The sequence below is a fragment of the Brevibacillus sp. FW301-21C12A genome (assembly GCF_058788915.1).
Genome location: NZ_JBYTBG010000001.1, coordinates 258,208 through 283,151, shown reverse-complemented (window position 1 = coordinate 283,151; position 24,944 = coordinate 258,208). Strand labels below are relative to the sequence as shown.

Sequence of the window (24,944 nt, the reverse complement as noted above, 5' to 3'; positions counted from 1 at the left end):
CAGTGCCCGCAAGCAATAGAAACGAGCATACAGCCGAAGCTCGACTTCATGCGAGCTTTTGACAAGATTATCCGCAAAGGAAGATGAACATGAGCTTTTTCAAGCGCCTTCGTGACGCGATCGTCCAAAAATCCGAAGAAGTAACCCAGAAGTTTACGGATGGACTGGCGAAAACGAGAGATTTGCTGGTAGAAAAAGTGGAGGATCTGGTCCGCCGCTACAAAAAAATCGACGACGATTTCTTCGATGAGCTGGAAGAAATTTTGATTACGTCCGATGTCGGCGTCAACACCGTCATGGAGCTGATTGACGATTTGCGGACAGAAGTGCGCAAGCAAAAAATCGAAAACGCCATGGACTTGCAGCCGATTTTGTCGGAGAAGCTCGTGGCCCTGCTGAAAAACGACGAGGCGGCAGACACCGCGCTCAACGTCGAGGACGGACGGCTGAATGTCATTTTGTTCGTCGGCGTAAACGGAGTCGGCAAAACGACGACGATCGGAAAAATGGCGCACATGTTCAAGCAGCAGGGTAAAAACGTGCTGCTGGCCGCAGGCGACACGTTCCGGGCAGCCGCGATCGAGCAGTTGGAGGTATGGGGCGAGCGCGTCGGCGTTGACGTCATCAAACAGCAGCAAGGCTCCGATCCGGCAGCGGTCATTTACGACGCCATCCAGGCCGCCAAATCGCGCAAGGTCGACGTGCTTTTGTGCGATACGGCCGGACGTTTGCAAAACAAGGTCAATCTGATGGAGGAGCTGGCGAAGGTGCACCGCGTGTTGCAGCGCGAACTGCCTGGCGCGCCGCATGAAGTGTTGCTCGTCCTCGACGCCACGACTGGGCAAAACGCGCTGTCCCAGGCGAAGACTTTCGGCCAGTCCGCCGGAGTGACCGGCCTAGTACTTACCAAGCTCGACGGTACGGCGAAGGGCGGCATCGTCATCGCGATCCGCAACGAGCTGAACATCCCGGTCAAATACGTCGGCCTCGGCGAGAAGATGGACGATCTGCAGCAGTTCGATCCCGAGCAGTTTGTGCATGCGCTGTTTGCCGGATTGATCCAAAAAGAGGAAGCCGAAGAGCAGGAAAACGCGTAATATCATAATGTCTGGAACGCAAAAAAAGATGTCAATAAAAAACCTTGACACTAGGTGTAGAATTAGGTACTATAATCTACGTGCTGTAAAGAAAAAGCCTTTACAGTTTCGAAACGAGTACCTCACAGCAAAGGATTGGTTTCATGTTAGAAAAGACCAATCAAGTCAATCTCTTGTTTGACTTTTATGCGCCGCTACTCAAGGGCAAGCAGCGAGAATATCTGGAGCTGTACTATCTGGATGACTTGTCGCTCGGAGAAATCGCGGAAATGCACGAGGTCAGCCGACAAGCTGTTTACGACCACATCAAGCGGGCAGAAAAGCAGTTGTTCGAATACGATCAGAAGCTTAATCTGGCACAGCGCCACGAGAAGCGGATGGAAGTGCTGGCACGAATGAATGAGCTTGTAAATGGGCTTGCAGAGAGCGAGACAAGAGACGAGCTGAATACTTTGCTCCACCAACTGTCAGAGATGGATTAGGAGGGCTCGCATGGCGTTTGAAAGCTTGGCCAATCGGCTGCAAAACGCATTTGACAAACTGCGCGGCAGAGGAAAGATCGACGAAACCGTCGTCAACGAGGCGATGCGGGAAGTCCGCCTTGCCCTGCTGGAAGCAGATGTTAACTTCAAAGTAGTAAAAGACTTCGTCGCTCGCGTCAAAGAGCGCGCAGTCGGCCAGGAAGTCATGAAAAGCCTGACGCCAGGTCAAATGGTTATCAAAATCGTGAACGAAGAGCTGGTCGCCCTGATGGGTGGCAGCGTAGCTCAGTTGACGATGGCGCACCGTCCGCCGACCGTCATCATGATGGCGGGTTTGCAAGGGGCGGGGAAAACGACCACGACTGGTAAGCTGGCCAAGTATTTGCAAAAGCAAAACAAGAAGCCGCTTCTGGTGGCAGCCGACATTTACCGTCCGGCTGCGATCAAGCAGCTACAAGTTTTGGGGGAGCAACTGAATGTTCCCGTCTTCACTCTCGGAGATCAAGTCAGTCCTGTTGACATCGCTCGGCAAGCGATTGAACACGCGAAAGCCAATCACCTCGACGTTGTGATTCTCGATACGGCAGGTCGCCTGCATATTGATGAAGCGTTGATGGACGAGTTGAAGCAAATTCGCGAAGTTGCCAAGCCCGATGAGATTTTGCTCGTCGTGGACGCGATGACAGGTCAGGACGCCGTCAATGTGGCGGAGAGCTTCAACAGCCAGCTCGAACTGACTGGCGTGGTTCTCACCAAGCTCGACGGGGATACCCGAGGCGGTGCGGCACTATCCGTCAAAGCTGTCACTGGCAAGCCGATCAAGTTTGCGGCGATGGGTGAAAAGCTGGATGCGCTCGAACCGTTCCATCCGGATCGCATGGCTTCCCGCATTTTGGGAATGGGTGATGTACTCAGCCTGATCGAAAAGGCGCAGGCGTCCGTGGATGAAGAAAAAGCGCGCGACATGGAGCGCCAGATGCGTCAAGGGGAATTTACCTTCGACATGTTCCTGGATTCCATGCAGCAGTTGCGCAATTTGGGGCCTTTTGAGGACATTCTCGGCATGCTGCCCGGAATGAACAAGATGAAAGGCAAAATGAACGTGGACGAGAAGCAGATTGCCCGCGTGGAAGCAATCGCCAAATCCATGACCAAGGCAGAGCGTGCCAACCCCGACCTCTTGAACGCCAGCCGCCGCAAGCGCATTGCGAGCGGAAGCGGCACGAGCATTCAGGAAGTGAATCGGTTCATCAAGCAGTTCGAGGAAATGAAAAAAATGATGAAGCAATTCTCTGGCGTCGCCGACAAGATGGTCAAGAAGTCGAAGAAAAAAGGCGGCTTCGGACTGCCGTTCATGGGCAAAGGCGGAGGAACCAACCAAGGCGGCATGAACTTCCCCTTCAATTTCAAACCACCGTTCAAGTAAAGAGGCATGATCTCTTCGCGCCGCTGACTTGTCAGACAGCGCGATGGTTCAGATATAGTAGCACCAACGCAGATGTTTATCTCGCGTTGATCCATACAGGAGGTGACACAACATGGCAGTTAAAATCCGTCTGAAACGCATGGGTTCCAAGAAAGCTCCTTTCTACCGTGTAGTAGTAGCTGACTCCCGTTCCCCACGCGATGGCCGTTTCATTGAAGAAATCGGTTACTACAATCCGGTTGCTCAACCGGCAGTGGTGAAAATTGATACCGAAAAAGCGGTACAATGGATCCTGAATGGTGCAGCTCCGACTGATACCGTTCGTAACCTTCTCTCCAAAGAAGGCGTTCTCGCAAAAGTGCACGAAACCAAATACGGCAAATAAGTCGGTCATCTGGGGGTCTGATGATGAAAGCGCTGGTCGAAACGATCGCTAAAGCTCTCGTCGATCATCCGAATGAGGTTCGTGTGAATGCAGTGGACAAAGAGCGCACTCTCGTCTTTGAATTGTCGGTGCACCCTGATGATATGGGGAAGATCATCGGCAAGCAAGGACGGATCGCCAAAGCCCTGCGCACTGTCGTGATGGCGGCATCCGTGGAAACGGACAAGCGCGTCACGGTTGAGATTGTTTGACAAAAAGGCTGGGAGCTTTCCCAGTCTTTTTTGGTTGATATGAACTGATACGTCGAAAGGAGTGACAGGACATGCTCACGATTTTTCGGTCGGTACAGGTCAAACTCATCATGACAGAAGCATCCCGCGCTGTGCTGATTGACCAGTACAGCAGACAGCTTCGCCAGCAGCGCGAAGAATGGGAGCAATGGCAGTTCCAATCGAAAAAAATATTGGCCGAAGCGAAGAAAAAGTCTGCGGATACATATGCGCTCGCGCAAGAAAAGATTGCCCAGGAAGAGCGGCGGCGCAAGGAAAAAATCGCCCAGCTCTCTTTTGCCTTGCAGCAGGCGGAGAGTCTTCCCGAAGGCAGTGAGATGGATTATCAGACTGTGCAAAGTCCCGTCACAATCCAAGTAGGCGATGTTTGGGATGAAATCATGGCAGGAACGGAAATCATGATAAAAGATGGACGAGTGCATGAGATTCGACAAACGGCAGGACATGCAGCCGATGAATAGAAGGAGTGAATACGCTTGGGCAAACAAAAGTTTTACACGGTGGGCAAGCTGGTCAATACGCACGGGCTCAAGGGAGAAGTGCGCGTAACCTCGACGACGGATTTTCCCGATCAACGGTTTCGCAAAGGCAGCGAGCTGTTTTTGTTTCACCCGTCTCTTTCCGAGCCAGTGAAGCTGAAAATCGCGACTCGTCGCGCCCATAAAGACTTTGAGATTTTGAGCTTCGAGGGTTATGGACACATTAACGACATCGAAAAATACAAGGGCGGCGAGCTGAAAATTCCGGAAGACGCGCTGATGGAGCTGGAAGAGGACGAGTTTTACATCCATCAGTTGATCGGCTGCGAAGTCGTTACGGACGAAGGGGAAGAGCTCGGAAAAATCGTCGATGTGATGCAGCCGGGAGCAAACGATGTGTGGGTCGTAAAAGGGCGGCGCGGAGAGATTTTGCTGCCGTTTATCGACGATTGCATCAAGGAAGTGGACATCGCCAACAAACGCGTGGTTTGCCATCTGATGGAAGGCTTGCTGTAGGAGGTACTTCTGATGCGGATTGACATTTTTACGCTGTTTCCCGAAATGTTTGCGGGCGTCTTGTCCAGCAGCATTTTGGGAAAAGCCCGCGAGAAGGAGCTGGTCGACTTTCACGTCACCAACTTTCGCGATTTTTCCGAGAGCAAGCATGGCACGGTTGACGATACGCCATACGGCGGCGGCGGGGGCATGGTGCTCAAGCCCGAGCCGTTGTTTCGGGCGGTAGAGGCGCTCGCAGGGGAAAAGAAGCCGCGTGTGATCCTCATGTGCCCGCAAGGCGTGCCGTACAACCAAAAGCTGGCCGAGGAGCTGGCCCAGGAGGAGCATCTCGTGTTCATCTGCGGCCATTACGAAGGCTATGACGAGCGCATCCGCGAGCATTTGGTCACGGATGAAATCTCGATTGGCGATTACGTGCTGACAGGCGGCGAGCTGGCCGCGATGGTCGTGATCGACAGTGTCGTGCGCTTGCAGCCGGGTGCTCTGGGAAACCAGACGTCAGCCGTCGAGGATTCGTTTTCGACCGGGTTGCTCGAATACCCGCACTATACGCGGCCGGCGGAGTTTCGCGGCTGGAGGGTCCCGGATATTTTGCTCTCCGGCCACCATGCCAACATCGAGCGCTGGCGCCTGAAAGAATCGTTGCGCCGAACGAAGGCGCGCCGTCCCGATCTCTTGGCGAAGCTTGAGCTGACAGACGAAATGAAAAAGCTGCTGGCAGAGCTTGAGCAGGAGCAAAACATGGAAGGAAAATTGTAGAACAGGCCTTGTAGTTTCCTGCCTACTATGTTAATATACTTCTTGTGGCAATTTTGCCCGCTGACTAAGGCGGTCCGCTACTCGTAATTCGGTCCCTGATGGGTGACCGGGCCAAACTGGCGAGACGAGTAAGAACGTCTATCGGAAGGAGGGAATTGAAATGAACCAAGTTATCCGTGAATTGGAAAAAGAGCAATTGAAACAGGATATTCCTGCGTTCCGACCTGGTGACACTGTTCGTGTACACGTTAAGGTTATCGAGGGTCAGCGTGAGCGTATTCAGCTGTTCGAAGGCGTAGTGATTCGCCGTCGCGGTACAGGTGTCAGCGAAACATTTACTGTTCGTAAGATTTCTTACGGCGTAGGTGTTGAGCGTACGTTCCCAGTACACACGCCTAAGATCGAGAAGATCGAAATCGTGCGTCATGGTAAAGTACGTCGTGCGAAACTGTACTATCTGCGCGATCGCGTAGGTAAAGCAGCTCGTATTAAAGAAATTCGTCGATAAGCGAAGCGCTTGAAAAGGGGACTGGTCTGCTTGCCAGGCCTCTTTTTTCCATTTACAGGGTTGGACGAGCCAGCTTGGGAGGGCGTAAGTGATGAACGAAGAAGTATCCTCCGGTCGCACGAAAAAAAATGAGCTATGGGAATGGACGAAGGCGCTCGGCATTGCCTTGATTCTCGCTTTTCTCATTCGAACCTTTTTGTTTGCCCCGTTTATTGTCGAGGGCGAGTCCATGGAAACGACGTTACATAACAGCGAAAAACTGGTCGTCAACAAGGCCATTTACTATTTGCAGGAGCCGAAGCCGGGTGACATCATCGTGTTTCACGCAGAGAAAACGCGCGACTACATCAAGCGCGTCATCGCTGTGGCGGGAGATACCGTCGAGGTGAAAGGCGATCAGCTCTACATCAACGGCAACATGGTTGAAGAGCCATATCTTGCACAACATAAGGAACAGGCGAAACAACAGGGAGAGCCGTATTTTACGAACGACTTCCCACCCGTCACGGTACCGGCAGGCCACATTTTTGTAATGGGCGACAACCGTCCGAACAGCCATGACAGCCGGGCCATCGGTCCTGTCGCTGTCAGCACGGTGGTTGGCAGAGCGGAGTTTACGTTCTGGCCGATTGCAAGCATTCGCATGACGAGATAATCGCAATAGCTTCAAGGTAGGTGAGACAACATGACGATCCAATGGTTTCCCGGACATATGGCCAAGGCGCGTCGGCAAGTTACGGAAAAGCTGAAATTGATTGATGTGGTGATCGAGCTTCTCGATGCGCGGCTTCCCCTTTCCAGCCGGAATCCGATGATTGACGAGATTGTCAGTGACAAGCCACGATTAATTTTGCTGAACAAAGCCGATCTCGCAGACGAGAAGGCGACAGAAGAATGGATTGCCTATTTCCGCAAAGAGGGCATTCGCACGCTGCCGATTGATGCCTTGAGCGGAAAAGGCGTAAACAAACTGCCTGAGCTGTGCAAGGAGCTGGCGGCAGACATGCTGGCGAAGCGCAGCGAACGCGGAATGCAAGGACGCGCGATCCGCATCATGATTTTAGGAATCCCCAACGTCGGAAAATCGTCGCTGATTAACCGTCTGTCCAAGCGCTCGGTAGCGGCAACGGGCGACCGCCCGGCCGTCACGAAGGCGCAGCAGTGGGTGAAGATGGGCGACACGCTTGAACTGCTCGATACGCCGGGGATTCTCTGGCCCAAGTTTGAAGACCAGATGGTTGGATTGCGCTTGGCGGCGAGCGGTGCGATCAAGGACGAGCTGATTGACTTTACAGAGGTAGCGCTGTTTGTCATCAGCTATATGATGCACTACTATCCGGAACGCTTGATCGAGCGTTTCAAGCTGAAGGAGCTGCCGGACGATCGCATCGCCATGCTGGAGGAAATCGGGAAAAAGCGCGGCTGCCTCATTTCGGGCGGCAACATCGATTACGACAAAGCGGCGGAAATCTTTTTGCGCGAGCTGCGCTCAGGGAAGCTCGGGCCGATCTCCGTGGAACGCCCGATTGACTGGGAAATGGACGAACCGATCGGCAAGCCGCTCTCGCTTATGGAATAGCGTAACGTTTTGCCGCACACGCACACGAAAAGCCTGTCTATCGATTGCTGATAGACGGTTTTTTTCGTAAGAAGGAGAAATGAGTCAATGAATCTGGCGGATATGTCGATAAAAGAAATACGGATGGCGATCGAAAAATTGGACGAGGTACCTAGTGATTTTTTACAATGTTTGCAAGCGGACAAACGGGCAGGCGTGCAGGCGCTGGCGAAGCAGGTAGAAGCCGCGAAGGCTCGCCAGGCCAAGCTTCAGCAACTGTGGACCGAGATGAGTACATATGAACGCGCACTCTATGCCGACGGGCACCAGCACGTTTTTGGGGTGGACGAGGTAGGGCGCGGGCCTTTGGCCGGGCCTGTCGTGGCGAGTGCCGTTTGCTTGCCGAAAGATTTTTATTTGCCAGGCTTGAACGATTCCAAAAAGGTTCCGGTAGCTACGCGCGAGGCGTTTTACGAGGTAATTATGCGGGATGCCGTTGCGGTCGGAATCGGCATGGTCGATGCTCGGCGGATCGATGCGATCAATATTTTGAACGCTACCAAGGAAGCGATGAAGGCAGCCATCGAAGACGCCGGAGTGCCCGCTGATGTGCTTTTGATTGACGCTGTGCAACTGACAGGGGTGTCCTGCAAGCAAATCCCGATCATTGGCGGCGATGCGAAATGCGTATCGATCGCAGCAGCGTCCATCGTGGCAAAAGTGACGAGAGACAGGATGATGGCTGAGTACGCCAAACAGTACCCGCAGTACGGCTTCGATAAAAACGCGGGCTACGGTACAGCCGAGCATCTCGCAGCGATTGCCGCATACGGGCCGACGCCGCTTCACCGTATGACCTTTACCGGGGTGAAAGAACAAGCCTGACCAACTGCTTAGCACTTTCGAAGGAGGGGAGTCCATGTTATCCACGTCGCAAATCATGTCGTCTTTCGTGCAAAAGACACCTTCGGCAAACGTCAAGCCGGTAGAGCTGACGCCCGGACAAGTATTCAAAGGCACGGTGGTCAAGCATTATCCGGACCAAATGGCGCTGGTCCAGATCGGCGGAATGCAGGTTCAGGCCAAGCTGGAGGCGAATCTCGAAGCGGGTCAAAAGGCGTGGCTGCAGGTTCAGCCTTCGAACGGAGTCGTAACCTTGAAAGTGCTGGACACGTCTGCGGAAGCGACAGGAAAGGAAGCATCGCTGGAAAGCTTGATGCGTTCTCTCGGCATTGCGGAGACAAAAGAAAGCAAGGCAATCGTACAGGCGCTCGTGAACGCCAATTTGCCTGTCACCAAGGAAATCGCCCAGGCTTTTTCGCAGGTGGCGCAGCGCATCGGGATGGATGACAGCACAGTCGATGCGTTTCTTTTGGCGATGAAGCGGAATTTGCCGCTGACGCCAGATTCGGTTTCGGGACTGAAGGCGTTTGTGTCCGGCAAACCGCTGGGCCAGGCGATTCAGCAGTTTTTGCAGGAAGCGACGTTGTTTTTGAACCAGGAGGAAAATGCCGCCAAGCAGCCTGGACAGCCTTCCGCTTCCGGCACAGGGGCACCGTCTGGCGCGATGAGCGCGGATGTTCGGCAAGTGGTCGGCCAACTGAAAGAAAAGCTGGCTGCGCTGCCGTTGTTGCTGCCGACAGCGGAAAGCGCGGAAGGTGCGGCTGTCTCCACCAAACCAGTCGCGCAAGGAAATGCAACCAGTCAAGGCACAGCGCAAGCGGCGGCAGGCAATGCCAGCCAGTCCACTCTCCAAGCGCTTTCTTCAAACGCGCAAGGGACGGCGTCCAACGCTTCTGTAGCTCCCGGATCAATCGGACTACAGGCGGCGGGAGCGCAAGTGCCAGCCAGTCAGCCGTCTGACGGTACGGGAAAAGCGACCAGCCTGCCAGGTGCTGTGCCACTCGCAGGGGCGGGTGAAGCGCCTTCCAGCGCAGCTTCGGCAAATGCCATGCGCCAAGCGAGAGCTGTGCCTGAGCAGACAAGCTCCGCTTTTCCAGCGGGAGCAGCTTTGGAAGGGACGAAAAACAGCCAGCAGCCGTCTGGACTTTTTCCCCAGCAAAATCAGGGGCCAAATATCGAGCTTCCCGCTACAGCCAGGCCAATCGCCACCCCCGGCGGACAACAGGCGAATGGCGCAGTGCAGCCGCCTGTGACGGGGACTGTAACAGGCTCGCCCTCCGCCAACCCGCTCGTCGAACTGTTTCGACACTTGGGCATCAACCATGAACGCGAATTGATGGGCCAGGCGCTTGGACAGCAACAAGCCGATCCGGGAGCGCGCAAGCAGCTCGAAACAGTGAAATCGTTGCTTTTGCAGATCAGTCAGGCGCCTGCGCAATCAGTGCCGACTGCGCTGCGCGAGGCAGCCGATCAGTTGCTGCAGCAAGTCACCGGACAGCAGTTGATGATGGTCCAGCCAGGCAGTCACACCTTGTCGCAAATCGTGCTGCAAATTCCGATTCGCCAGGCAGATGGCGAGGAGACGGCTTTTGTGCAGATCGAATCGAAAAAGCAGGGAAGCGGCAAGCTGGACCCGGAAAACTGCCGCTTGTTTTTCCATCTGGAGCTGAAAGGCATGGGGACGACGATGATCGACGTCGGAATTGTGAACCGGATCGTCAACCTGCAAATCTTCAATGATTCTCCTTGGCTGGAAGCACTGGCCCAGGGGACGAAGGAGCAGTTTGCGAAGCAATTGCACGACGTGGGCTATCATTTGTCCGCCATGCGCATTCAGCCAGTTCCCGACAGGCAGAGCAGCAAGCCGGGAGCGAGCCAGGCCAAAGGAGCGATTTTTGCCGATTACAAAGGGATGGATGTGCGCGTATGAACCAATCCGGCACCCCTGACAACAAGCGCAAGCAGGCTGTAGCCCTCAAATACCAGGCTGGCGCCATGGAAGCGCCAAAAGTGGTCGCAAAGGGGAAAGGCTTCGTTGCCGAGAACATGCTGAAAACGGCCAAGGAGCACGACATCCCTATTCAGGAAGACCCTTCGCTCGTAGAAGTGCTGGGGAAGCTGGATTTAGACCAGCAGATTCCCCCTGAGCTGTATCAGGTAGTGGCGGAAGTGCTCGCTTTCGTGTACCGCCTGGACAAAGGGGGAGCCAAAAGATGAGCAACCGCCGCAGACTTCTCGGACAAAAAGGTGAGCAGCTCGCGAAGCGTTATTTGCTGCAAAAAGGGTACGAGATCGTCGCGCAAAATATACGCACGAGACAGGGTGAGATTGACCTGATTGCCCAGGATGGCGAAACGCTTGTCTTTGTAGAGGTGCGCACCAGGAGCAGTCTTGCCTGCGGCACGGCTGCCGAATCCGTGACGTGGAGGAAAAGACAGAAGCTGCGTGAGCTGGCTGTCGCTTATTTGCAGGCACAGTCGCGGCATGTGCCGTCCATTCGCTTTGACGTCGTCGCCATTTTCCAGCCCGCCTCGGCCGATGGCGAGCAAGCAGCGCCGACGATCGAGCATTTTGTGGGGGCTTTTTAAAAAAACGGGCTCCAGGCTACCTGGATAATGGGGATATGTCTACAGCAAGGGTCACCGCACCTGCGTACAATGTACTGTACTCGACGCGATGAAACTCCTCCAAGCATCATCATTCGCCTTCCAGGCATAGGCTGGAAGGCATTTTTTCTTTTTTCCGGCATAAGCCACAAGTCCGATCAGCCTGTGTTGCCAAACGAAAGAAACGATTGCCTTTCGCGCTAAATTAAAGTTTTTTAGAAAAACAAATGTTTTTCTAAAAAACTTGTGATTTAATGTGACATTTTTCCATTTCATTCGTCTTACTCGGTGAAGGAAACAATGTGGAGGGTAAAACATGAAGCTGACAAAAAGCAAGGTAATGAAAAACGTCTCACTCGCTGTCGCAGCTATTTGCGCCGTTCAGTTTTCCGTAACGGGCATTGCGTCTGCACAAGTATCCACAGCCCAAGCTGCGAGCAGCTATGTAGCGAAAGCCGATGCAAGCGGCCTTGAGGCAAGCTCGTATTATGCGGAGGTAACCATCGGGCAGCCGCTGACCTTGAAAGTTACATACAATGGCCGCCCGCTGGATGGCGCGCTTGTAAGCTGGACAACTTCCAACAGCTCGATCGCAACGGTTCGCAATGGAGTCGTAACCGGATATAAGACAGGCATGGTCATCATTAACGGGAAATACAACGGCGATTCGATCCGCATCCGCGCTTCCGTCATCAAAGAGCCGACATTGGAAGCATCCAGCACTTCGGTAAGCCTGAAAAAAGGCGACACGAAAACGGTTTCCCTCCAATACGGAGGCAAAGCGCTTTCCGGCCTCGATGCATACTGGGTATCTTCTGATGAATCGGTGGCGACGGTAAAAAGAGGCGAAATTACGGCGAAAGCAAACGGTACCACAGTTATAACGGCTGAGTACAAAGGAAAGTCCATCAAAATTAACGTGAAAGTGTCCGGCAATCAATCCGGCAAGCTCGAAGCCAATGAGAGCAAAATTTCGCTGAAAAAAGGCGAGAAAGAAACGATCAAGCTCACCTATGATGATGAAAAGCTCGCTGGATCGAAAGCAACCTGGAAAACATCCAAATCTTCCGTAGCAACTGTATCGGATGGGGTCATCACGGCGAAAGCCAAAGGTACGGCAACCATCACAGCGGAATACAAAGGCTACAAGGTAGAAATCGAAGTCAGCGTCGACAACGGCAGCTCGGCTTTGCTGGAAGCAAACGAGACTAAGCTGAAGATGAAAAAAGGCCAGGAAAAAACGATTACCCTCCGCTATGACGACGAAAAGCTCAACGGCTCCAAAGCAGAGTGGAAAACATCCAAATCATCTGTAGCGACTGTTGACGACGATGGCGTTGTCACAGCGAAAAAGAAAGGGACCGCAACGATTACGGCTACGTACAAAGGTGAAAAAGTCGAAATCGAGGTTACGGTAGGCGACAAAGGCAGCAGCCTGCTGGAAGCGGACGACACCAGCCTGAGCCTGAAAAAAGGGGATTCGGAAACGATTACGTTGACCTATGATGGAACAAAGCTCACCGGCTCCAAAGCGAGCTGGAGCACGTCCAAGTCTTCCGTAGCTACCGTTTCCACGAGCGGCAAAGTGAAAGCGAAGGCGAAAGGAACGGCAACGATTACAGCCAAATACAAAGGCGAAGAAGTAGAGATCAAAGTAACGGTAAAATAATAACGCCCGCGAAAACGCTCGCTGAATCCAGACCATCTGGTTCAGCGAGTTTTTTTTAGGTCCGCACACAGTAGCCGGATGAAGACGCACTTGCTACAATCAGGAAAGACGGTAAAAATTCGGACGACACGTCAGCGTTTGTTTTGCGCTCGCGACTGTCGGGAAGGGGATGGCAGATGCAGGAACTCATCAGGCAAAAGCTGCTGGAAATCGAAAAAGAACACGAGCTGAAGGTGCTGTTTGCCGTCGAGTCCGGGAGCCGTGCCTGGGGCTTTCCTTCGCAGGATAGCGACTATGATGTACGGTTTGTGTACGTGAAGAAGCCCGAGTGGTATCTTTCCATTGATGACAAGCGGGATGTCGTGGAGCTGCCCATCGATGAAACGCTCGATATAAGCGGCTGGGATATACGAAAGGCGTTGAAGCTGTTTCGCAAATCCAATCCGGCTCTGCACGAATGGCTGGCTTCCGGTATCGTTTATCGGGACGAGCTCGGATTTCGCGCGGAACTGATTCAGATGCGCAACGAGTTGTTCTCGCCCAAAACAGCGATGCTCCACTATTTGAGCATGGCGAATGGAAACTACCGCAAGGATTTGCAGGGTGACCACGTGCGGATCAAAAAATATTTTTACGTCCTGCGCCCGATCTTGGCTTGCGAATGGATCGAAAAGTACAGGACAAACCCTCCGCTCCTGTTTCAGCAGTTAGTAGCCGAGCTGGTGACAGATGCGGACCTGCGGCGGGAAATAGACGAGCTGCTGCACCGGAAAATGGAGGGAGACGAGCTTGATCTGGAACCGAGGATAGATGTGATTCACGCGTATATCGACGACAGACTGGAAAGACTGAGCGCCTGTGCGAGCGAATACGCAGGCAGCATGCCCGATCAGACGGCCAGGCTGGACGAGCTGTATCGCCGCTATTTGCGCTTGGCCTGGCCGGAGTGATGCGAGTGCCGTAGGAGCAGCGAAAAGAGCACAGGGATGGGGGAGCAGCCAATGACAAAGCTGCCTGAGCATACCCGCGAGGAACTGAAGCGCAAGGACAAGTTGGGCGAGCCTGCAAAGTCCGCAAAGCCCGCATGTGTCCAAGCGACCGCCTTCATGCAGCGAAACACCACTTGCTGGGAGCCAGGCGTGACGGAGAGAGGTTCGGCAGCAGCGTGTTCAAAGCGTTTGCATCCGACAGACTTTCCAGCCTGCAAGCGATTTGTCATTGCTCCTTACGTCGGGGCTGGAGTGATTTTGCTTGGCATGAGCCGGGAGGAAGCGGCCGATGCCATGCAGTTCATTCCGCGACCATTTCGCACGTTTCAGCAGCCTTTGGACAGTGACGATTTCTCGTGTTGCTTTGTTTCCTACAAACCTCCCGGCGTTTGTGAGGCGGTGGAATTTCATCCGAATGTTGAAGTTCTTTTTTACGGAAAAAATTTGCTGGGGCAGCCGTATCAGGAAGTAGAAGCGTTCGTTCGGGAGCATGATCCTGATTGGCAAGCGACAGGCGACGGTTTTACTTCGTTTCGCTACGGCTTTGGCGTCTACGCTCCCTATGCGTTTGAAGACGTGTGCCAGCCTGTGGAATCTGTCATCGTCTTTGAAAAAGGCTACTACGCGCAAGCACCTGGAAGCGGCTAGATTGTAGCGGACGCATTGAAAAGCAAGCTCACAGTCGATTGCCCGCCAATTATTTGGTATAATGCCGTAGGTACATACGATCTTTTCCAACCATTATTTTTTCGTGCAAAGTGAGGATTTCCATGATGAAGAAGCTGGTACTCGTATTAGACGTAGAAAAAGCAGACAAAATCGACATGCAAAAGCTGGCCGACTCGATGTCGGAAGCCATTCAAACTGTAGAGGGCATCGTCTTGCACGACCTCGTCATGTTTGACAACGACGAAAACAATGCCGACAAGCTCATTGCCAATGTGAAAAAGGAGCTTTCCTAAAACGAACAGCGCTGCGCCGCGCAAGTGACGGCTTGCCGCCAGGGTGTAGCGGCTGCAGGGACAAAAGAACAGCCATGCCAAGACTCGCGTATTGTGTAGCGGGTCTTTTTGTGTTTGGACAGATTTGTTGCAAGACACAGCCAGTTGCAAGAGAAGGGAGGCAGTCTGTGAGAAACGGATATGCGGCAGGTTTGGAAGATTTTCTGCCGCTGCGATAAACTTTCGTACTCAGCTTGCTTTTCCACTTGCGCTAAACCTGCGTGTACCTCGCTTTCATTCTCACTGCTGAGCTAAACCTGCGCACCTCGCGTTTTCATTCCCGCCACTGTAATAAACTTGCACATCCCTGCTATCTTTTCCTACGCTACTAGCAAAGGGGGAGAGAATATGTACGCATGCAGCTTTTCCGGGACTGTTCTCGGCATAGACGGGATGATTGTGAGCGTGGAAACGGACATTGCCAATGGACTGCCGCAGTTCGACCTGGTCGGGCTGGGCGGCTCTGCCGTGAAGGAAGCGAGGGACCGCGTTCGTGCTGCCTTGCGCAATGCAGGCTACGATTACCCGATGCAGCGAATTACGGTCAATCTGGCGCCAGCGGACCAGCGCAAGGAAGGCTCTGGCTTTGACCTGGCCATCGCGTTTGGCATTTTGCTTGCCTCCAAACAAATACTGCCCCGACCAGAGCGAATTTTGATCCTCGGAGAGCTTGCCCTCGATGGCTCCCTGCGTCCCGTGCCGGGCGTTCTCCCCATCCTGCTGGAAGCGACGAAGGCAGGCTTTACCCACGTCATTTTACCCGAGGCAAACGCCGCCGAAGCGCATCTGGTCGAGATTATCGTCTTGCCCGCCGCCAATTTGACGGAAGCGGTGCAGTATTGGAAAGAAGGACTACAGCCCAAAAATCCGCAGGCTGCGGCGTCTGCATCAACGCGGACTAGCCAAGCCCCGGTGACCCCGCAGGCACCGGATTTTGCGCATGTGTACGGCCAGCGTTTCGTCAAACGCGGGCTGGAGATCGCGGCAGCCGGTTTTCACAACGTCATTCTGGTCGGACCGCCCGGCTGTGGCAAGACGCTGCTGGCCACCTGTTTGCCAGGCATCATGCCAAAAATGACGACGGACGAATCGTACGAGGTCACGAAAATATACAGCATTGCAGGACAACTGAAGCGCGAGGGCGGACTCATCCAAGAGCGGCCGTTTCGCGCTCCGCATCATACGATTACAGCGACAGCTCTGATCGGGGGAGGGGCACAAATTCCCCGACCGGGCGAATGCAGCCTCTCGCATGGCGGGATTTTGTTTTTGGACGAGATGCCCGAGTTTTCCCGTCACGTCCTTGAGGTGCTGCGCCAGCCACTGGAGGCAGGGATTGTGACGATTGGCCGCGCCAAGCAGGTGTTTTCCTTTCCGGCGAGATTTTTGCTGATCGGCTCGTGCAATCCTTGTCCGTGTGGATTTTTCGGCACCCGGGAGAAGCAGTCGTGCTCCTGCTCCCCGCAACAAATATACAAATACCGCTCCAAGCTGTCCGGGCCGCTTTTGGACCGGATTGACCTGCATATCGAAGTCCCGCGTGTGCCCGTACAACTGTTGCACAACCGCTCCATGGAGGAATCGTCGCGGGACATTCAGGCGCGAGTAGAACGGGCGCGCGCCATTCAATGCGACAGATATCGGCATCGCCCCGCCAGCCCCTTCAATAGCATGATGAACGCCGAAGAGCTGCGCAACTACGCCAAACTGGACAAAGAAGGACAAGAAATGTTGCAGCTTGCGTTTGAGACGCTCGGTCTGAGCGCGAGAGCCTACGACAGAATCGTCAAGGTAGCGCGAACGATTGCAGATTTGGAGGGAGCAGCGAAGATTGAGGCCGCGCACGTCGCGGAGGCGATTCGGTACAGGGCGTTGGACAGAGGGGTGCCGTTTTGACCGCGTGCAGCAGGTGGGCAAGTGCGGTTGAGCGCTTTGGCACGCAACCGCTGCAAGCAACTACAACACCTACTGCAAGCACCTACCCAAACATCTAGCTACAAACCTCATTCTGGCAAACAAGCGCAAGCGAATACTCTCTGTACCGCTTGGCAAACGCCTTGCTTAACCCAAGCCTTTTACAAATCGCCTTTTTCTAAGCAACACGAAAACCCAGCTTCACTCACCCCATACCCAACCACTAAAACTCACACAACCGTAACGACATAAAAAACAAAGCTGGCACAATCAGACGGCTCCCACGGACGGCAGTACTTGAACGAAAGCGAAGTCACACCCCGGCGCAGCGCCCGAAAAGTGAACCGCTGCTGACCGCCTTGCCCAATCCGAGCGGGCTGCGAAGGCGGAACAAATTCACTGGATTGCAGAAACAGAAACGTCTCGTCCACCGAATTGGACAGTGCCCACTGGTACCCAGTCGTCGGATTTGCGTCGAGCGTGACCGCAAACGGCTGGCCGCTCTGCACCTGAAGCGTATAAGTCGAGATCATCGCCATTTTCATCATCCTTTCCTCTGCAAAACACCTTTCCCCAAACTGTATGAAAAAAACGGCAAAGTGCCTAAGCAATCCGAGTGGAGAGCGGCGAAAGGAGAGCAACTGGAGAGCGACAAAGCCAAAAATAATTGTTCCATATAGGAAAAAACGGCATGCCTCGCGCAGAAAATTATGCCGAGCTATCCAAAAGCTGCTTTTTTTTCAGCAGAAATTTAGTATGATTTGGAAAGGGATATGCAAAACAATGGCGAATAACTAGGAACAAAGACATATGTTGTCGAATAGACTGGAGATTTTGTGATCTCTTTTACCTAGTTTTCGCGCCGAAAACTTCTAGGGTTTGCGGTCTTACTGGTCGTTGAACTTCCCAGCACTTCCAATGAATTGGGCGTACATCCTATGCACCTCACACTTGGGAAGCTTTCTCTGTGTTCATATTTGCTAGGAAAGGGAAAGGAAAATTGATGGAGAGCATTGCGGAACTATTTGAGAAAAGAGAGTATTATCATGCGTTTCAGCCCATATGCCAATTCCCTGATAAAAAAAGAATAGGGTATGAGGTGCTGCTCCGCAGCAAAGCGGGACTAAACCCGGAACTGTTGTTTTCGATGGCCAAGGAAAAAAGAAAGTTGCCGGAGCTGGATACCCAGTCATTTCGGCATGCGCTTTTGTCTTTTCTTCGTTCATCCAAGGAACACACCCAGGAGCTCCTGTTTGTCAATATTTTTCCGTCCACGATCGTGGAAGATTCGTTTCCGGGATTCATCGAGGAAATCAAGCAAGCTTTTTTTCCGTATTTGAAAAGAATCGTACTGGAAATAAACGAATCGATCATGGAAGGGGAATGCTGGCATGAGCCCGTTTTTACCAATCGCATTGGCGAATTGAAAAAGATGGGTTTTTTGATCGCGTTAGATGATGTAGGGGATGCAGCAAATATTTTTCATAAAATAACTGATCTTTCGCCTGATTTCATCAAAATCGATCGTTTCTATTCCAAGGAGCTTTCGACTTCGCAAGAAAAACAGACAGTCGTCAAGCTGTTTGTTGACTTTTGCAAGTACGAACCTCAACTCATTCTTGAAGGAGTTGAAGAAGAAGAAGATTTTGCTTGCGCCTCTTCATTGGGAATTGCAATGGGACAAGGATACCTTTTTGGGAAACCAGATCGCCTGCGAGAAGATTAAGAGGGGAGAGCAGAATTGGAGGAATTACTGATGTTTGGTGATAGTAGCGTATATTCTAGGAAAGCCACTCTTTCCTTAAAAATATCCGAGTTTGAAGTCCCTCCGATGCAGGATATGCTGATTATCGGCAGAAAAGCGCCGATCGGACCGGAAGCAGTACGGAGGATGGCAGAGGCACTGTCTCCGGAGCAGTTTACCCTGCTGAAAATCGATCATCCGAAGATCGAGGCGGTGTTGCTGAGAAACTCGCTCCTGCAGATGATGGACGAAAAACTGCTGATGAAAATTATTCTTGAGGAATCAGAGCGGATGATTAGCGAATCAATGGTGTTGCGTTCTGAGCTGAAAATTGCGTTGTCTGTACAGCGAGAGGTGGATTTGCTATGAACATCTCCGAAATCATGAACCCGACGATCCATTCCATTTCCTCTGACAAATCCGTTTCCCATGCTGCAAGGCTCATGAGTGAGTATCAGATGGATTCGCTGGTCGTCATTGACCATGGAGAGGTCGTAGGTTTAGTGACTTCCCGAGATGTCCTGACTGCGCATCCAAACCGGATTGTCGCCGATGCGATGTGCAATCAGGTGCATTACCTGCTGGCGGATCAAAACATTTGGGAGGCGCACCATTACTTTCTCAATGAAAATGCCAGACTGGCGATTATCCTGGACGACGAGCAAATAAGCGGGATGATTACGAAAGAAATCGTGGAAATGCAAATTGCCCAATACAAAGACCCGCTGTCCGGTCTGTATCGGGCGCCTTATATCCAGTTTATCGGGGAGAGCTATTTGCAGAAAAAAATTCCGTTTCACCTGCTGTTCATCGATTTGAACGATTTCGGCAGAATTAACAAGCAATACGGGCATCCGTTCGGCGATGACGTCATCCGCACTTATTCGGCTGTGCTTTCCTCGATCGCCGAGGATCAGGGAGATCATCTGTGTCGGTATGCAGGGGATGAATTTGTCTTGATCTCTACTGCTCCTGACGCGCTCGTCGAGCAGTATATCGAGCTGATTTCGCGTCCGACCGACGTGCTGGACATCACGGTTTCGGCCGCAGTCGGCCATGTGAACGGCTACAGTGAGCCTGATTTCTTCGCCCACTCCTGGAGGGAGCTGATCGCGCAAGCAAGCCTTGCCTCGTCTGCGATCAAGGCACAGAAGACGGCGTCTACGTTTTCCTGATCGTTACGTAAGCACGCTGCTGGATAAGGGCATGGTTACAGGCACACACTTTGAGTAAGCCGCCCGCTAAAAAAGGGGCAACTGAAACCGCCGCAAAGTTCATTCGTATTACATATTGTCAGAGTGAAATGAATTCGGTTAGAGGAGGCCTTTTCCATGATTATTACCACAACCAGCACGTTGCAAGGTAAAGAAATTGAAGCCTATTTGGATATCGTCAGCGGAGAAGTCATCATGGGGGCGAACGTGGTCCGCGACTTTTTGGCAGGAATCACGGACATCATCGGTGGCAGAAGCGGCTCCTACGAAAGCAAGCTGGCAGAAGGACGCGAAATGGCGCTGCAAGAAATGAAGGAAAAAGCGCGCGCGCTCGGGGCAAACGCAGTCGTTGGAGTCGACCTCGACTTCGAAACGCTCCGAGAAGGCATGATGATGGTCATCGCGACTGGAACCGCTGTTCGAGTAAAATAAGCCGGCAAATGCCCGGCTTTCTTTTTTTGTGCGAACACTTGCGAGCGCTTCAAGCCAATGAGAGCGAGAGCGAAGCGAGCGACGTTCCCCGACTGGTGTAAACGGTGCTGGTACGAAAAGCTGACGAAAGGGCGCCTCGCCTCTTCGCACGGCGTATAGAGGAAGCGGCGACAAAAGGGTGATGAACGTGTCTGTAGCAGATACACTGATAGAGCTGGCGCAAAAAATCAAAGCGAATCCGAAGCCGATCCGCAACTTTTCTGCCGTCTATCATTTTGTGCTTGCCGGAAAAGAGGGCGGTACGTACGAAATCAAATTTGCCAATGACGAAGCGACCTATCGCCTCGGGGCTACCGAACAGGCGGGCTGTACGCTGGAATTGTCCGATGAAAATTTCATCAAACTTGTCCGTGGTACACTCAATCCTGCCGCAGCTCTTGTCACGGGCAAGCTGAAAATAAAAGGGGACATGGGACTGTCTTTGAAGCTTCAAACATTGCTGTACGCCTACCAGTCCCGCCCTGAAAAAGCAGGAAACTAGACGGCGGCGCCTGTCTTTTGGCGGGCGTTCCGCTGTCGCTTTCCGGGCGATTGCATAAAAAAACTGGTCAACCTCCAAATAGTTGCGTTAAAATTATGACCAAACAATGACAAGGATTCCAAACAAAAGAACGAGGGAAAACATGCGCCATATTTGTTCCTTACTCGCCGTTGTCCATGAACTGACAGAACAATCTGTGCGTTTCGACTTGTACCAGGAGATTCGAAGGTCTACGGTTGACCGAGAGCTGCTGCGGCAAAATGCCCAGTTGCCTAGGCACTATTTTGACTTTTTGTTTCATTCCGGCGTCCTGGAAGTGGAGAACGATCCCCCTTATCAACCAGGGATTACGAAGCCTGCTTCCATCGGAATGAACATTCGATCACTCGGCGGCAACGTATTGTTTGACATGTGCTTCGCTCCACAGACGTATAAATTATGGCAGAATACAGATGCGAGTCTGGAAGACCTGTCTTTGCCGGCTGATATCTTTGAAGAGTACGTATATCGCTTGGGGGCGATCAGCAGGTTTCGCTATCTCGGGCGGGTAGACGATCCGCTCGTGGCAACCTCGCTTGGCGAAAACGACATGATCGAATTCAAGCGCGACTTTTTGCTGTCCAAAGGCGGAATTATTAAAACTGTCGTAGCATTTGCCAACTCGAACAACGGCAATCTCTTTTTGGGGATTACGGATGAAGGTACCATTTGCGGCATCGATCACGAAATCGAGCAATACGGCGACCCGGATAAATACATTTTGGCCATAACACAGTACATTCAGGACAAAACATCGCCATTTTTAACCCCTTTTCCTAAAATCTCCCTGAAAAAAGTGGACGGCAAGCATGTCGTCGCGATTTTTGTGGAGGTTTCCTCCGAGCTGATTTGCGGACTGGATAAAAACGGTGAGAAGTACGTTGTCATCCGCACGAACAATCGCTCGGTTGTGGTCAAAGACCCGCACCAAATAGGCGAAATTTACGTCAAACGAAAACTTGGCAGTGAGATCAGCCGACGATTGGGACTTTTGTAGAATCATCGGGCACGATTGATACTCGAAGGAGGGTGCTGCATGGTATCGTCTTTGCGTGCTTACCTGTTAATTGTGATGGTCGCAAGTATGATGATTTCCGGTTGTGCGCAGCCTGACAAGGTGCCGGCCGACATGAGTAACCGTATCGAGAAAGAGCTTGGTGCGGTAGAAAAGGTAACCGTCATGTCAACAGATGGGCAGGAAGTGATGCTGGATTTGCCGACATTCATGAAGGAGCTGTCTGGGCAAGGCAAAGATTTGCAGCTTTCAGAAACAGCCTTGAAGCAGGAAGACGTGCGCTTTACGCTCGTGCTCTACCGCAAGCAATTAGCCCCTCTCGTCGTGGCCGTCGGAGAAGGAGCCAGCCAGTTTGGCGAAAATACATATCGCGGTGCAGGCGCTGTCGCTTTTTATCACTGGATTCAAAAGCTGACAGGAAAAGGACTGCTGTCGCAAAAAATCAACACGGTCCTGCTCTCGGCTGAGGACCTCGCCAAGACACGGGTGCTTGGCGAGACGGAGATAGAAGACATCCGCAAGACGTTGGCAGCGGCTGTGCCAGAGACGGGAGCGAGCCTCAAGCAGTATCCGCTCTACCCGAATTATCGCTTGCGCATCAATTCAGCAGAAAGGCCGCTGGAAGTGACCGTGCTGACCCCTACCTTAATCAGTGTGCCGTTTGGAAAAGAAACCCACACGTTTCACTTGGACGGCGGGCTGTTTTCCAAGCTGACAGAATGGATTTCGCCAACGGACAAGAAGGAAGAAAAACAGCTCGAGCAGCTATTCAAGGCGAGCCGGATTCGGATTGCCGCAACAGGTGCGATGGCTGTAGAGAGCCTTGAACTGGAAGTCCGAAAAACGACCGTGGAGCAAGGGATTGCGCACCAGGCCGTGCGTCTTTTGCAAACGGCAGAGCTGCTGAAGGAAGCACCGAAAGATCCGGGACCGGAGCAGTATCGCTTGTTCTTTACCGTCAATGGGAAAGAGCGCGAAGTCATTTGGTATGCCAAGTATTTTCAATTGGATGCAAATTGGTTCACTCACAATGAAATGGCCGAAGCGCAGTGGAAATTGTTGCAAAGTCTTAGAAAATGATGGGTTTTCCTCATGAAGTTTCGAAGTTCTGGTCACGATAAAGAGAACATATTACTACCACTTTTGCAATTTTTGTCGTAGAATAGTTACGTTGCACTGATAGTGGAGGCTTTCGACCGGAAGAAGACAGATGTCTTTGTGCCGGTCTAAAAGCTTGCCGATCTTTATCTGCCATAGGAGGATGGAGAATGAACATTCATGAGTATCAAGGTAAAGAGATACTTAAGCAGTACGGTGTAAAAGTTCCTGAAGGTCGCGTAGCTTTCACAGTGGATGAAGCTGTTGAAGCGGCGAAAGAACTGGGCACCCAGGTTGTTGTCGTAAAAGCGCAAATCCACGCTGGTGGCCGCGGTAAAGCTGGCGGTGTAAAAGTGGCGAAAAACCTGGATGAAGTTCGTACATATGCCAGTGAAATTCTTGGCAAAGTGCTGGTAACTCATCAAACAGGTCCGGAAGGCAAAGAAGTAAAACGCCTCTTGATCGAGCAAGGCTGCGATATTAAAAAAGAATACTACGTGGGTGTCGTTGTTGACCGCGCAACAGGTAGCGTTGTCATGATGGCTTCTGAAGAGGGCGGTACGGAGATTGAGGAAGTAGCAGCGCAAACTCCGGAAAAAATCTTCAAAGAAGTAATCGATCCGGTAACGGGCCTGAACGCGTTCCAAGCGCGCCGTCTGGCTTATGCGATCAACATCCCGAAAGAACTCATCAACAAAGCAGCTAAGTTCATGATGAGCCTGTACCAAGCATTTGTTGAAAAAGACTGCTCTATCGCTGAAATTAACCCTCTCGTTGTTACTGGCGACGGTGAAGTAATGGCACTCGATGCCAAACTGAACTTCGACAGCAACGCTCTCTACCGTCATCCTGACATTGTAGCTCTGCGCGACCTGGATGAAGAAGACGAGAAAGAAATCGAAGCGTCCAAATACGATCTGTCCTACATCGCCCTCGATGGTAACATCGGTTGCATGGTAAACGGTGCAGGTCTTGCAATGGCTACCATGGACATCGTGAAATTTTACGGTGGAGATCCTGCCAACTTCCTCGACGTAGGCGGCGGTGCTACTGAAGAAAAAGTAACCGAAGCGTTCAAAATCATTCTGCGCGACGAAAAAGTAAAAGGCATTTTCGTTAACATTTTCGGCGGTATCATGAAATGTGACGTCATTGCAAACGGCGTAGTGAATGCAGCGAAACAAATCAAGCTGGATAAACCGCTCGTTGTGCGTCTCGAAGGTACAAACGTAGACCTCGGTAAGAAAATCCTTAACGAATCCGGTCTGAACATCGTTGCGGCTGAATCCATGGCTGATGGCGCTGAGAAAATCGTATCCTTGGTAAAGTAAGCAATTGCGAGTAGATACGTAAAAAAGGTGGGAAAAAAACGCGATGAGTATTCTCGTTAATAAAAATACAAAAGTAATTACACAAGGGATTACCGGTGCAACAGGTTTGTTCCACACTCGCGGAGCCGTTGAATACGGTACACAAATGGTTGGCGGCGTGACTCCAGGTAAAGGCGGAACCGAAGTAGACGGTATTCCAATTTTCAACACCGTAGCAGAAGCGGTAGAAAAAACAGGCGCAAATGCTTCCGTTATCTACGTTGCTCCTCCTTTTGCTGCTGACGCGATCATGGAAGCGGTTGACGCTGAACTGGATCTGGTCATCTGCATCACCGAAGGTATTCCTGTCCTCGACATGGTAAAAGTAAAACGTTACATGGAAGGCAAGAAAACCAAGCTGATCGGACCTAACTGCCCAGGCGTTATCACTCCAGGCGAGTGCAAAATCGGTATCATGCCAGGCTACATTCACACCCCTGGTAAAGTGGGTATCGTATCCCGCTCCGGTACCTTGACTTATGAAGCTGTACATCAAACTTCCACTCGCGGCATCGGTCAATCCACTGCTGTAGGTATCGGTGGCGACCCTGTAAAAGGGATGGAGTTCATCGATGTACTGAAAATGTTCAACGAAGACCCAGACACTGAAGCCGTTATCATGATCGGTGAAATCGGCGGTACGGCGGAAGAAGAAGCGGCTGAATGGATCGCGGCGAACATGAAAAAACCAGTAGTAGGCTTCATTGGCGGACAAACTGCTCCTCCAGGAAAACGCATGGGCCACGCTGGTGCGATCATCTCCGGCGGTAAAGGTACAGCCGCTGAGAAAATCGCGAAGCTCGAAGAGTGCGGCGTTCGCGTAGCGAAAACGCCAGCAGTAATCGGTGAAACACTGGTAGAACTGCTGAAAGAGCGCGGCATGCTGGAGAAAGTGTTGAACAAGTAATC

At 52.2% G+C, this 24,944-nt stretch carries 30 protein-coding genes; 29 read left to right on the top strand and 1 reads right to left on the bottom strand.

The genetic code is table 11. From position 1 onward, the window contains the following. Window positions 1-89 precede the first annotated feature (89 nt). The 20 genes from ftsY (at window position 90) to AC3WQH_RS01385 (ending at window position 16,564) form a co-directional block, all read left to right on the top strand. Complete coding sequence (ftsY, locus tag AC3WQH_RS01480) at window positions 90-1,097, top strand: signal recognition particle-docking protein FtsY (protein ID WP_005834327.1); 1,008 nt, start codon at window positions 90-92, stop codon at window positions 1,095-1,097. Between the two features lie 143 nt (window positions 1,098-1,240). Further along, complete coding sequence (locus AC3WQH_RS01475) at window positions 1,241-1,579, top strand: putative DNA-binding protein (RefSeq protein WP_005834326.1); 339 nt, start codon at window positions 1,241-1,243, stop codon at window positions 1,577-1,579. A gap of 10 nt (window positions 1,580-1,589) precedes the next feature. Further along, window positions 1,590-3,005, top strand: coding sequence for a signal recognition particle protein (gene ffh / locus AC3WQH_RS01470; protein WP_005834324.1), 1,416 nt, complete (start codon window positions 1,590-1,592; stop codon window positions 3,003-3,005). Window positions 3,006-3,117: 112 nt separating this feature from the next. Further along, window positions 3,118-3,390 (top strand): 30S ribosomal protein S16, encoded by a 273-nt coding sequence (rpsP, locus tag AC3WQH_RS01465; protein WP_005834322.1) that lies wholly within the window; start codon window positions 3,118-3,120, stop codon window positions 3,388-3,390. Window positions 3,391-3,413: 23 nt separating this feature from the next. Next, on the top strand, window positions 3,414-3,641 hold the full coding sequence (locus AC3WQH_RS01460) for a KH domain-containing protein (protein ID WP_005834320.1): 228 nt from the start codon (window positions 3,414-3,416) through the stop codon (window positions 3,639-3,641). A 71-nt stretch (window positions 3,642-3,712) separates the two neighbouring features. Further along, window positions 3,713-4,141 carry a YlqD family protein gene (locus tag AC3WQH_RS01455; protein WP_005834319.1) on the top strand — a complete coding sequence of 143 codons (429 nt, stop codon included), beginning with the start codon at window positions 3,713-3,715 and terminating at the stop codon, window positions 4,139-4,141. A gap of 15 nt (window positions 4,142-4,156) precedes the next feature. Further along, window positions 4,157-4,675, top strand: a complete 519-nt coding sequence (gene rimM, locus AC3WQH_RS01450) for a ribosome maturation factor RimM (protein WP_026557329.1) — start codon at window positions 4,157-4,159, stop codon at window positions 4,673-4,675. A gap of 12 nt (window positions 4,676-4,687) precedes the next feature. Next, the gene (trmD, locus tag AC3WQH_RS01445) at window positions 4,688-5,434 is read left to right on the top strand and encodes a tRNA (guanosine(37)-N1)-methyltransferase TrmD (protein WP_005834315.1); all 747 of its coding nucleotides are present in this window, start codon (window positions 4,688-4,690) and stop codon (window positions 5,432-5,434) included. Window positions 5,435-5,594: 160 nt separating this feature from the next. After that, window positions 5,595-5,942 carry a 50S ribosomal protein L19 gene (gene rplS / locus AC3WQH_RS01440; RefSeq protein ID WP_005834313.1) on the top strand — a complete coding sequence of 116 codons (348 nt, stop codon included), beginning with the start codon at window positions 5,595-5,597 and terminating at the stop codon, window positions 5,940-5,942. A gap of 91 nt (window positions 5,943-6,033) precedes the next feature. Next, window positions 6,034-6,597 (top strand): signal peptidase I, encoded by a 564-nt coding sequence (lepB, locus tag AC3WQH_RS01435; protein WP_005834311.1) that lies wholly within the window; start codon window positions 6,034-6,036, stop codon window positions 6,595-6,597. 30 nt (window positions 6,598-6,627) lie between these two features. Further along, the gene (gene ylqF / locus AC3WQH_RS01430; protein WP_005834309.1) at window positions 6,628-7,521 is read left to right on the top strand and encodes a ribosome biogenesis GTPase YlqF; all 894 of its coding nucleotides are present in this window, start codon (window positions 6,628-6,630) and stop codon (window positions 7,519-7,521) included. Between the two features lie 87 nt (window positions 7,522-7,608). Then, complete coding sequence (gene rnhB / locus AC3WQH_RS01425; protein ID WP_005834307.1) at window positions 7,609-8,385, top strand: ribonuclease HII; 777 nt, start codon at window positions 7,609-7,611, stop codon at window positions 8,383-8,385. Between the two features lie 34 nt (window positions 8,386-8,419). Continuing rightward, complete coding sequence (locus AC3WQH_RS01420) at window positions 8,420-10,333, top strand: TP0910 N-terminal domain-containing protein (protein WP_122952502.1); 1,914 nt, start codon at window positions 8,420-8,422, stop codon at window positions 10,331-10,333. After that, window positions 10,330-10,620 (top strand): EscU/YscU/HrcU family type III secretion system export apparatus switch protein, encoded by a 291-nt coding sequence (locus AC3WQH_RS01415; protein ID WP_005834305.1) that lies wholly within the window; start codon window positions 10,330-10,332, stop codon window positions 10,618-10,620. The genes AC3WQH_RS01420 and AC3WQH_RS01415 overlap by 4 nt, the downstream gene beginning before the upstream one ends. Further along, window positions 10,617-10,991: a YraN family protein gene (locus AC3WQH_RS01410; protein ID WP_025846155.1), complete on the top strand. Its 375-nt coding sequence runs from the start codon at window positions 10,617-10,619 to the stop codon at window positions 10,989-10,991. The genes AC3WQH_RS01415 and AC3WQH_RS01410 overlap by 4 nt, the downstream gene beginning before the upstream one ends. 334 nt (window positions 10,992-11,325) lie before the next feature. Beyond that, complete coding sequence (locus tag AC3WQH_RS01405) at window positions 11,326-12,678, top strand: Ig-like domain-containing protein (protein WP_483072763.1); 1,353 nt, start codon at window positions 11,326-11,328, stop codon at window positions 12,676-12,678. 176 nt (window positions 12,679-12,854) lie between these two features. Continuing rightward, window positions 12,855-13,628, top strand: a complete 774-nt coding sequence (locus AC3WQH_RS01400; RefSeq protein ID WP_005834300.1) for a nucleotidyltransferase domain-containing protein — start codon at window positions 12,855-12,857, stop codon at window positions 13,626-13,628. Between the two features lie 51 nt (window positions 13,629-13,679). Then, on the top strand, window positions 13,680-14,315 hold the full coding sequence (locus AC3WQH_RS01395; protein ID WP_007777737.1) for a hypothetical protein: 636 nt from the start codon (window positions 13,680-13,682) through the stop codon (window positions 14,313-14,315). 122 nt (window positions 14,316-14,437) lie between these two features. Then, on the top strand, window positions 14,438-14,629 hold the full coding sequence (locus tag AC3WQH_RS01390; RefSeq protein WP_007777738.1) for a hypothetical protein: 192 nt from the start codon (window positions 14,438-14,440) through the stop codon (window positions 14,627-14,629). Between the two features lie 387 nt (window positions 14,630-15,016). After that, the gene (locus AC3WQH_RS01385; RefSeq protein ID WP_025846147.1) at window positions 15,017-16,564 is read left to right on the top strand and encodes a YifB family Mg chelatase-like AAA ATPase; all 1,548 of its coding nucleotides are present in this window, start codon (window positions 15,017-15,019) and stop codon (window positions 16,562-16,564) included. Window positions 16,565-16,812: 248 nt separating this feature from the next. Here AC3WQH_RS01385 and AC3WQH_RS01380 read toward each other — a convergent pair whose 3' ends face one another. Further along, entirely contained in the window at window positions 16,813-17,127 is a 315-nt protein-coding gene (locus AC3WQH_RS01380) for a protease inhibitor I42 family protein (RefSeq protein ID WP_005834292.1), read from the bottom strand. Between the two features lie 458 nt (window positions 17,128-17,585). Between AC3WQH_RS01380 and AC3WQH_RS01375 the strand changes: the two genes are divergently transcribed. The 9 genes from AC3WQH_RS01375 (at window position 17,586) to sucD (ending at window position 24,942) form a co-directional block, all read left to right on the top strand. Then, the gene (locus tag AC3WQH_RS01375) at window positions 17,586-18,308 is read left to right on the top strand and encodes an EAL domain-containing protein (protein WP_007777743.1); all 723 of its coding nucleotides are present in this window, start codon (window positions 17,586-17,588) and stop codon (window positions 18,306-18,308) included. 15 nt (window positions 18,309-18,323) lie between these two features. Next, window positions 18,324-18,695 carry a hypothetical protein gene (locus AC3WQH_RS01370; protein WP_235694688.1) on the top strand — a complete coding sequence of 124 codons (372 nt, stop codon included), beginning with the start codon at window positions 18,324-18,326 and terminating at the stop codon, window positions 18,693-18,695. Beyond that, window positions 18,692-19,501, top strand: coding sequence for a GGDEF domain-containing protein (locus AC3WQH_RS01365; RefSeq protein ID WP_005834288.1), 810 nt, complete (start codon window positions 18,692-18,694; stop codon window positions 19,499-19,501). The genes AC3WQH_RS01370 and AC3WQH_RS01365 overlap by 4 nt, the downstream gene beginning before the upstream one ends. A gap of 156 nt (window positions 19,502-19,657) precedes the next feature. Further along, a complete protein-coding gene (locus AC3WQH_RS01360) occupies window positions 19,658-19,972 on the top strand; it encodes a YbjQ family protein (protein WP_005834287.1) in 315 nt (104 codons plus the stop codon). 181 nt (window positions 19,973-20,153) lie between these two features. Further along, window positions 20,154-20,513 (top strand): SCP2 sterol-binding domain-containing protein, encoded by a 360-nt coding sequence (locus tag AC3WQH_RS01355; RefSeq protein ID WP_005834285.1) that lies wholly within the window; start codon window positions 20,154-20,156, stop codon window positions 20,511-20,513. 142 nt (window positions 20,514-20,655) lie between these two features. Further along, a complete protein-coding gene (locus tag AC3WQH_RS01350; RefSeq protein ID WP_007777751.1) occupies window positions 20,656-21,549 on the top strand; it encodes an AlbA family DNA-binding domain-containing protein in 894 nt (297 codons plus the stop codon). A gap of 39 nt (window positions 21,550-21,588) precedes the next feature. Then, complete coding sequence (locus AC3WQH_RS01345; RefSeq protein ID WP_238500988.1) at window positions 21,589-22,647, top strand: hypothetical protein; 1,059 nt, start codon at window positions 21,589-21,591, stop codon at window positions 22,645-22,647. 188 nt (window positions 22,648-22,835) lie between these two features. Beyond that, a complete protein-coding gene (gene sucC / locus AC3WQH_RS01340; RefSeq protein ID WP_005834279.1) occupies window positions 22,836-23,996 on the top strand; it encodes an ADP-forming succinate--CoA ligase subunit beta in 1,161 nt (386 codons plus the stop codon). Window positions 23,997-24,039: 43 nt separating this feature from the next. Next, the gene (gene sucD, locus AC3WQH_RS01335; RefSeq protein ID WP_005834278.1) at window positions 24,040-24,942 is read left to right on the top strand and encodes a succinate--CoA ligase subunit alpha; all 903 of its coding nucleotides are present in this window, start codon (window positions 24,040-24,042) and stop codon (window positions 24,940-24,942) included. Window positions 24,943-24,944 lie beyond the last annotated feature (2 nt).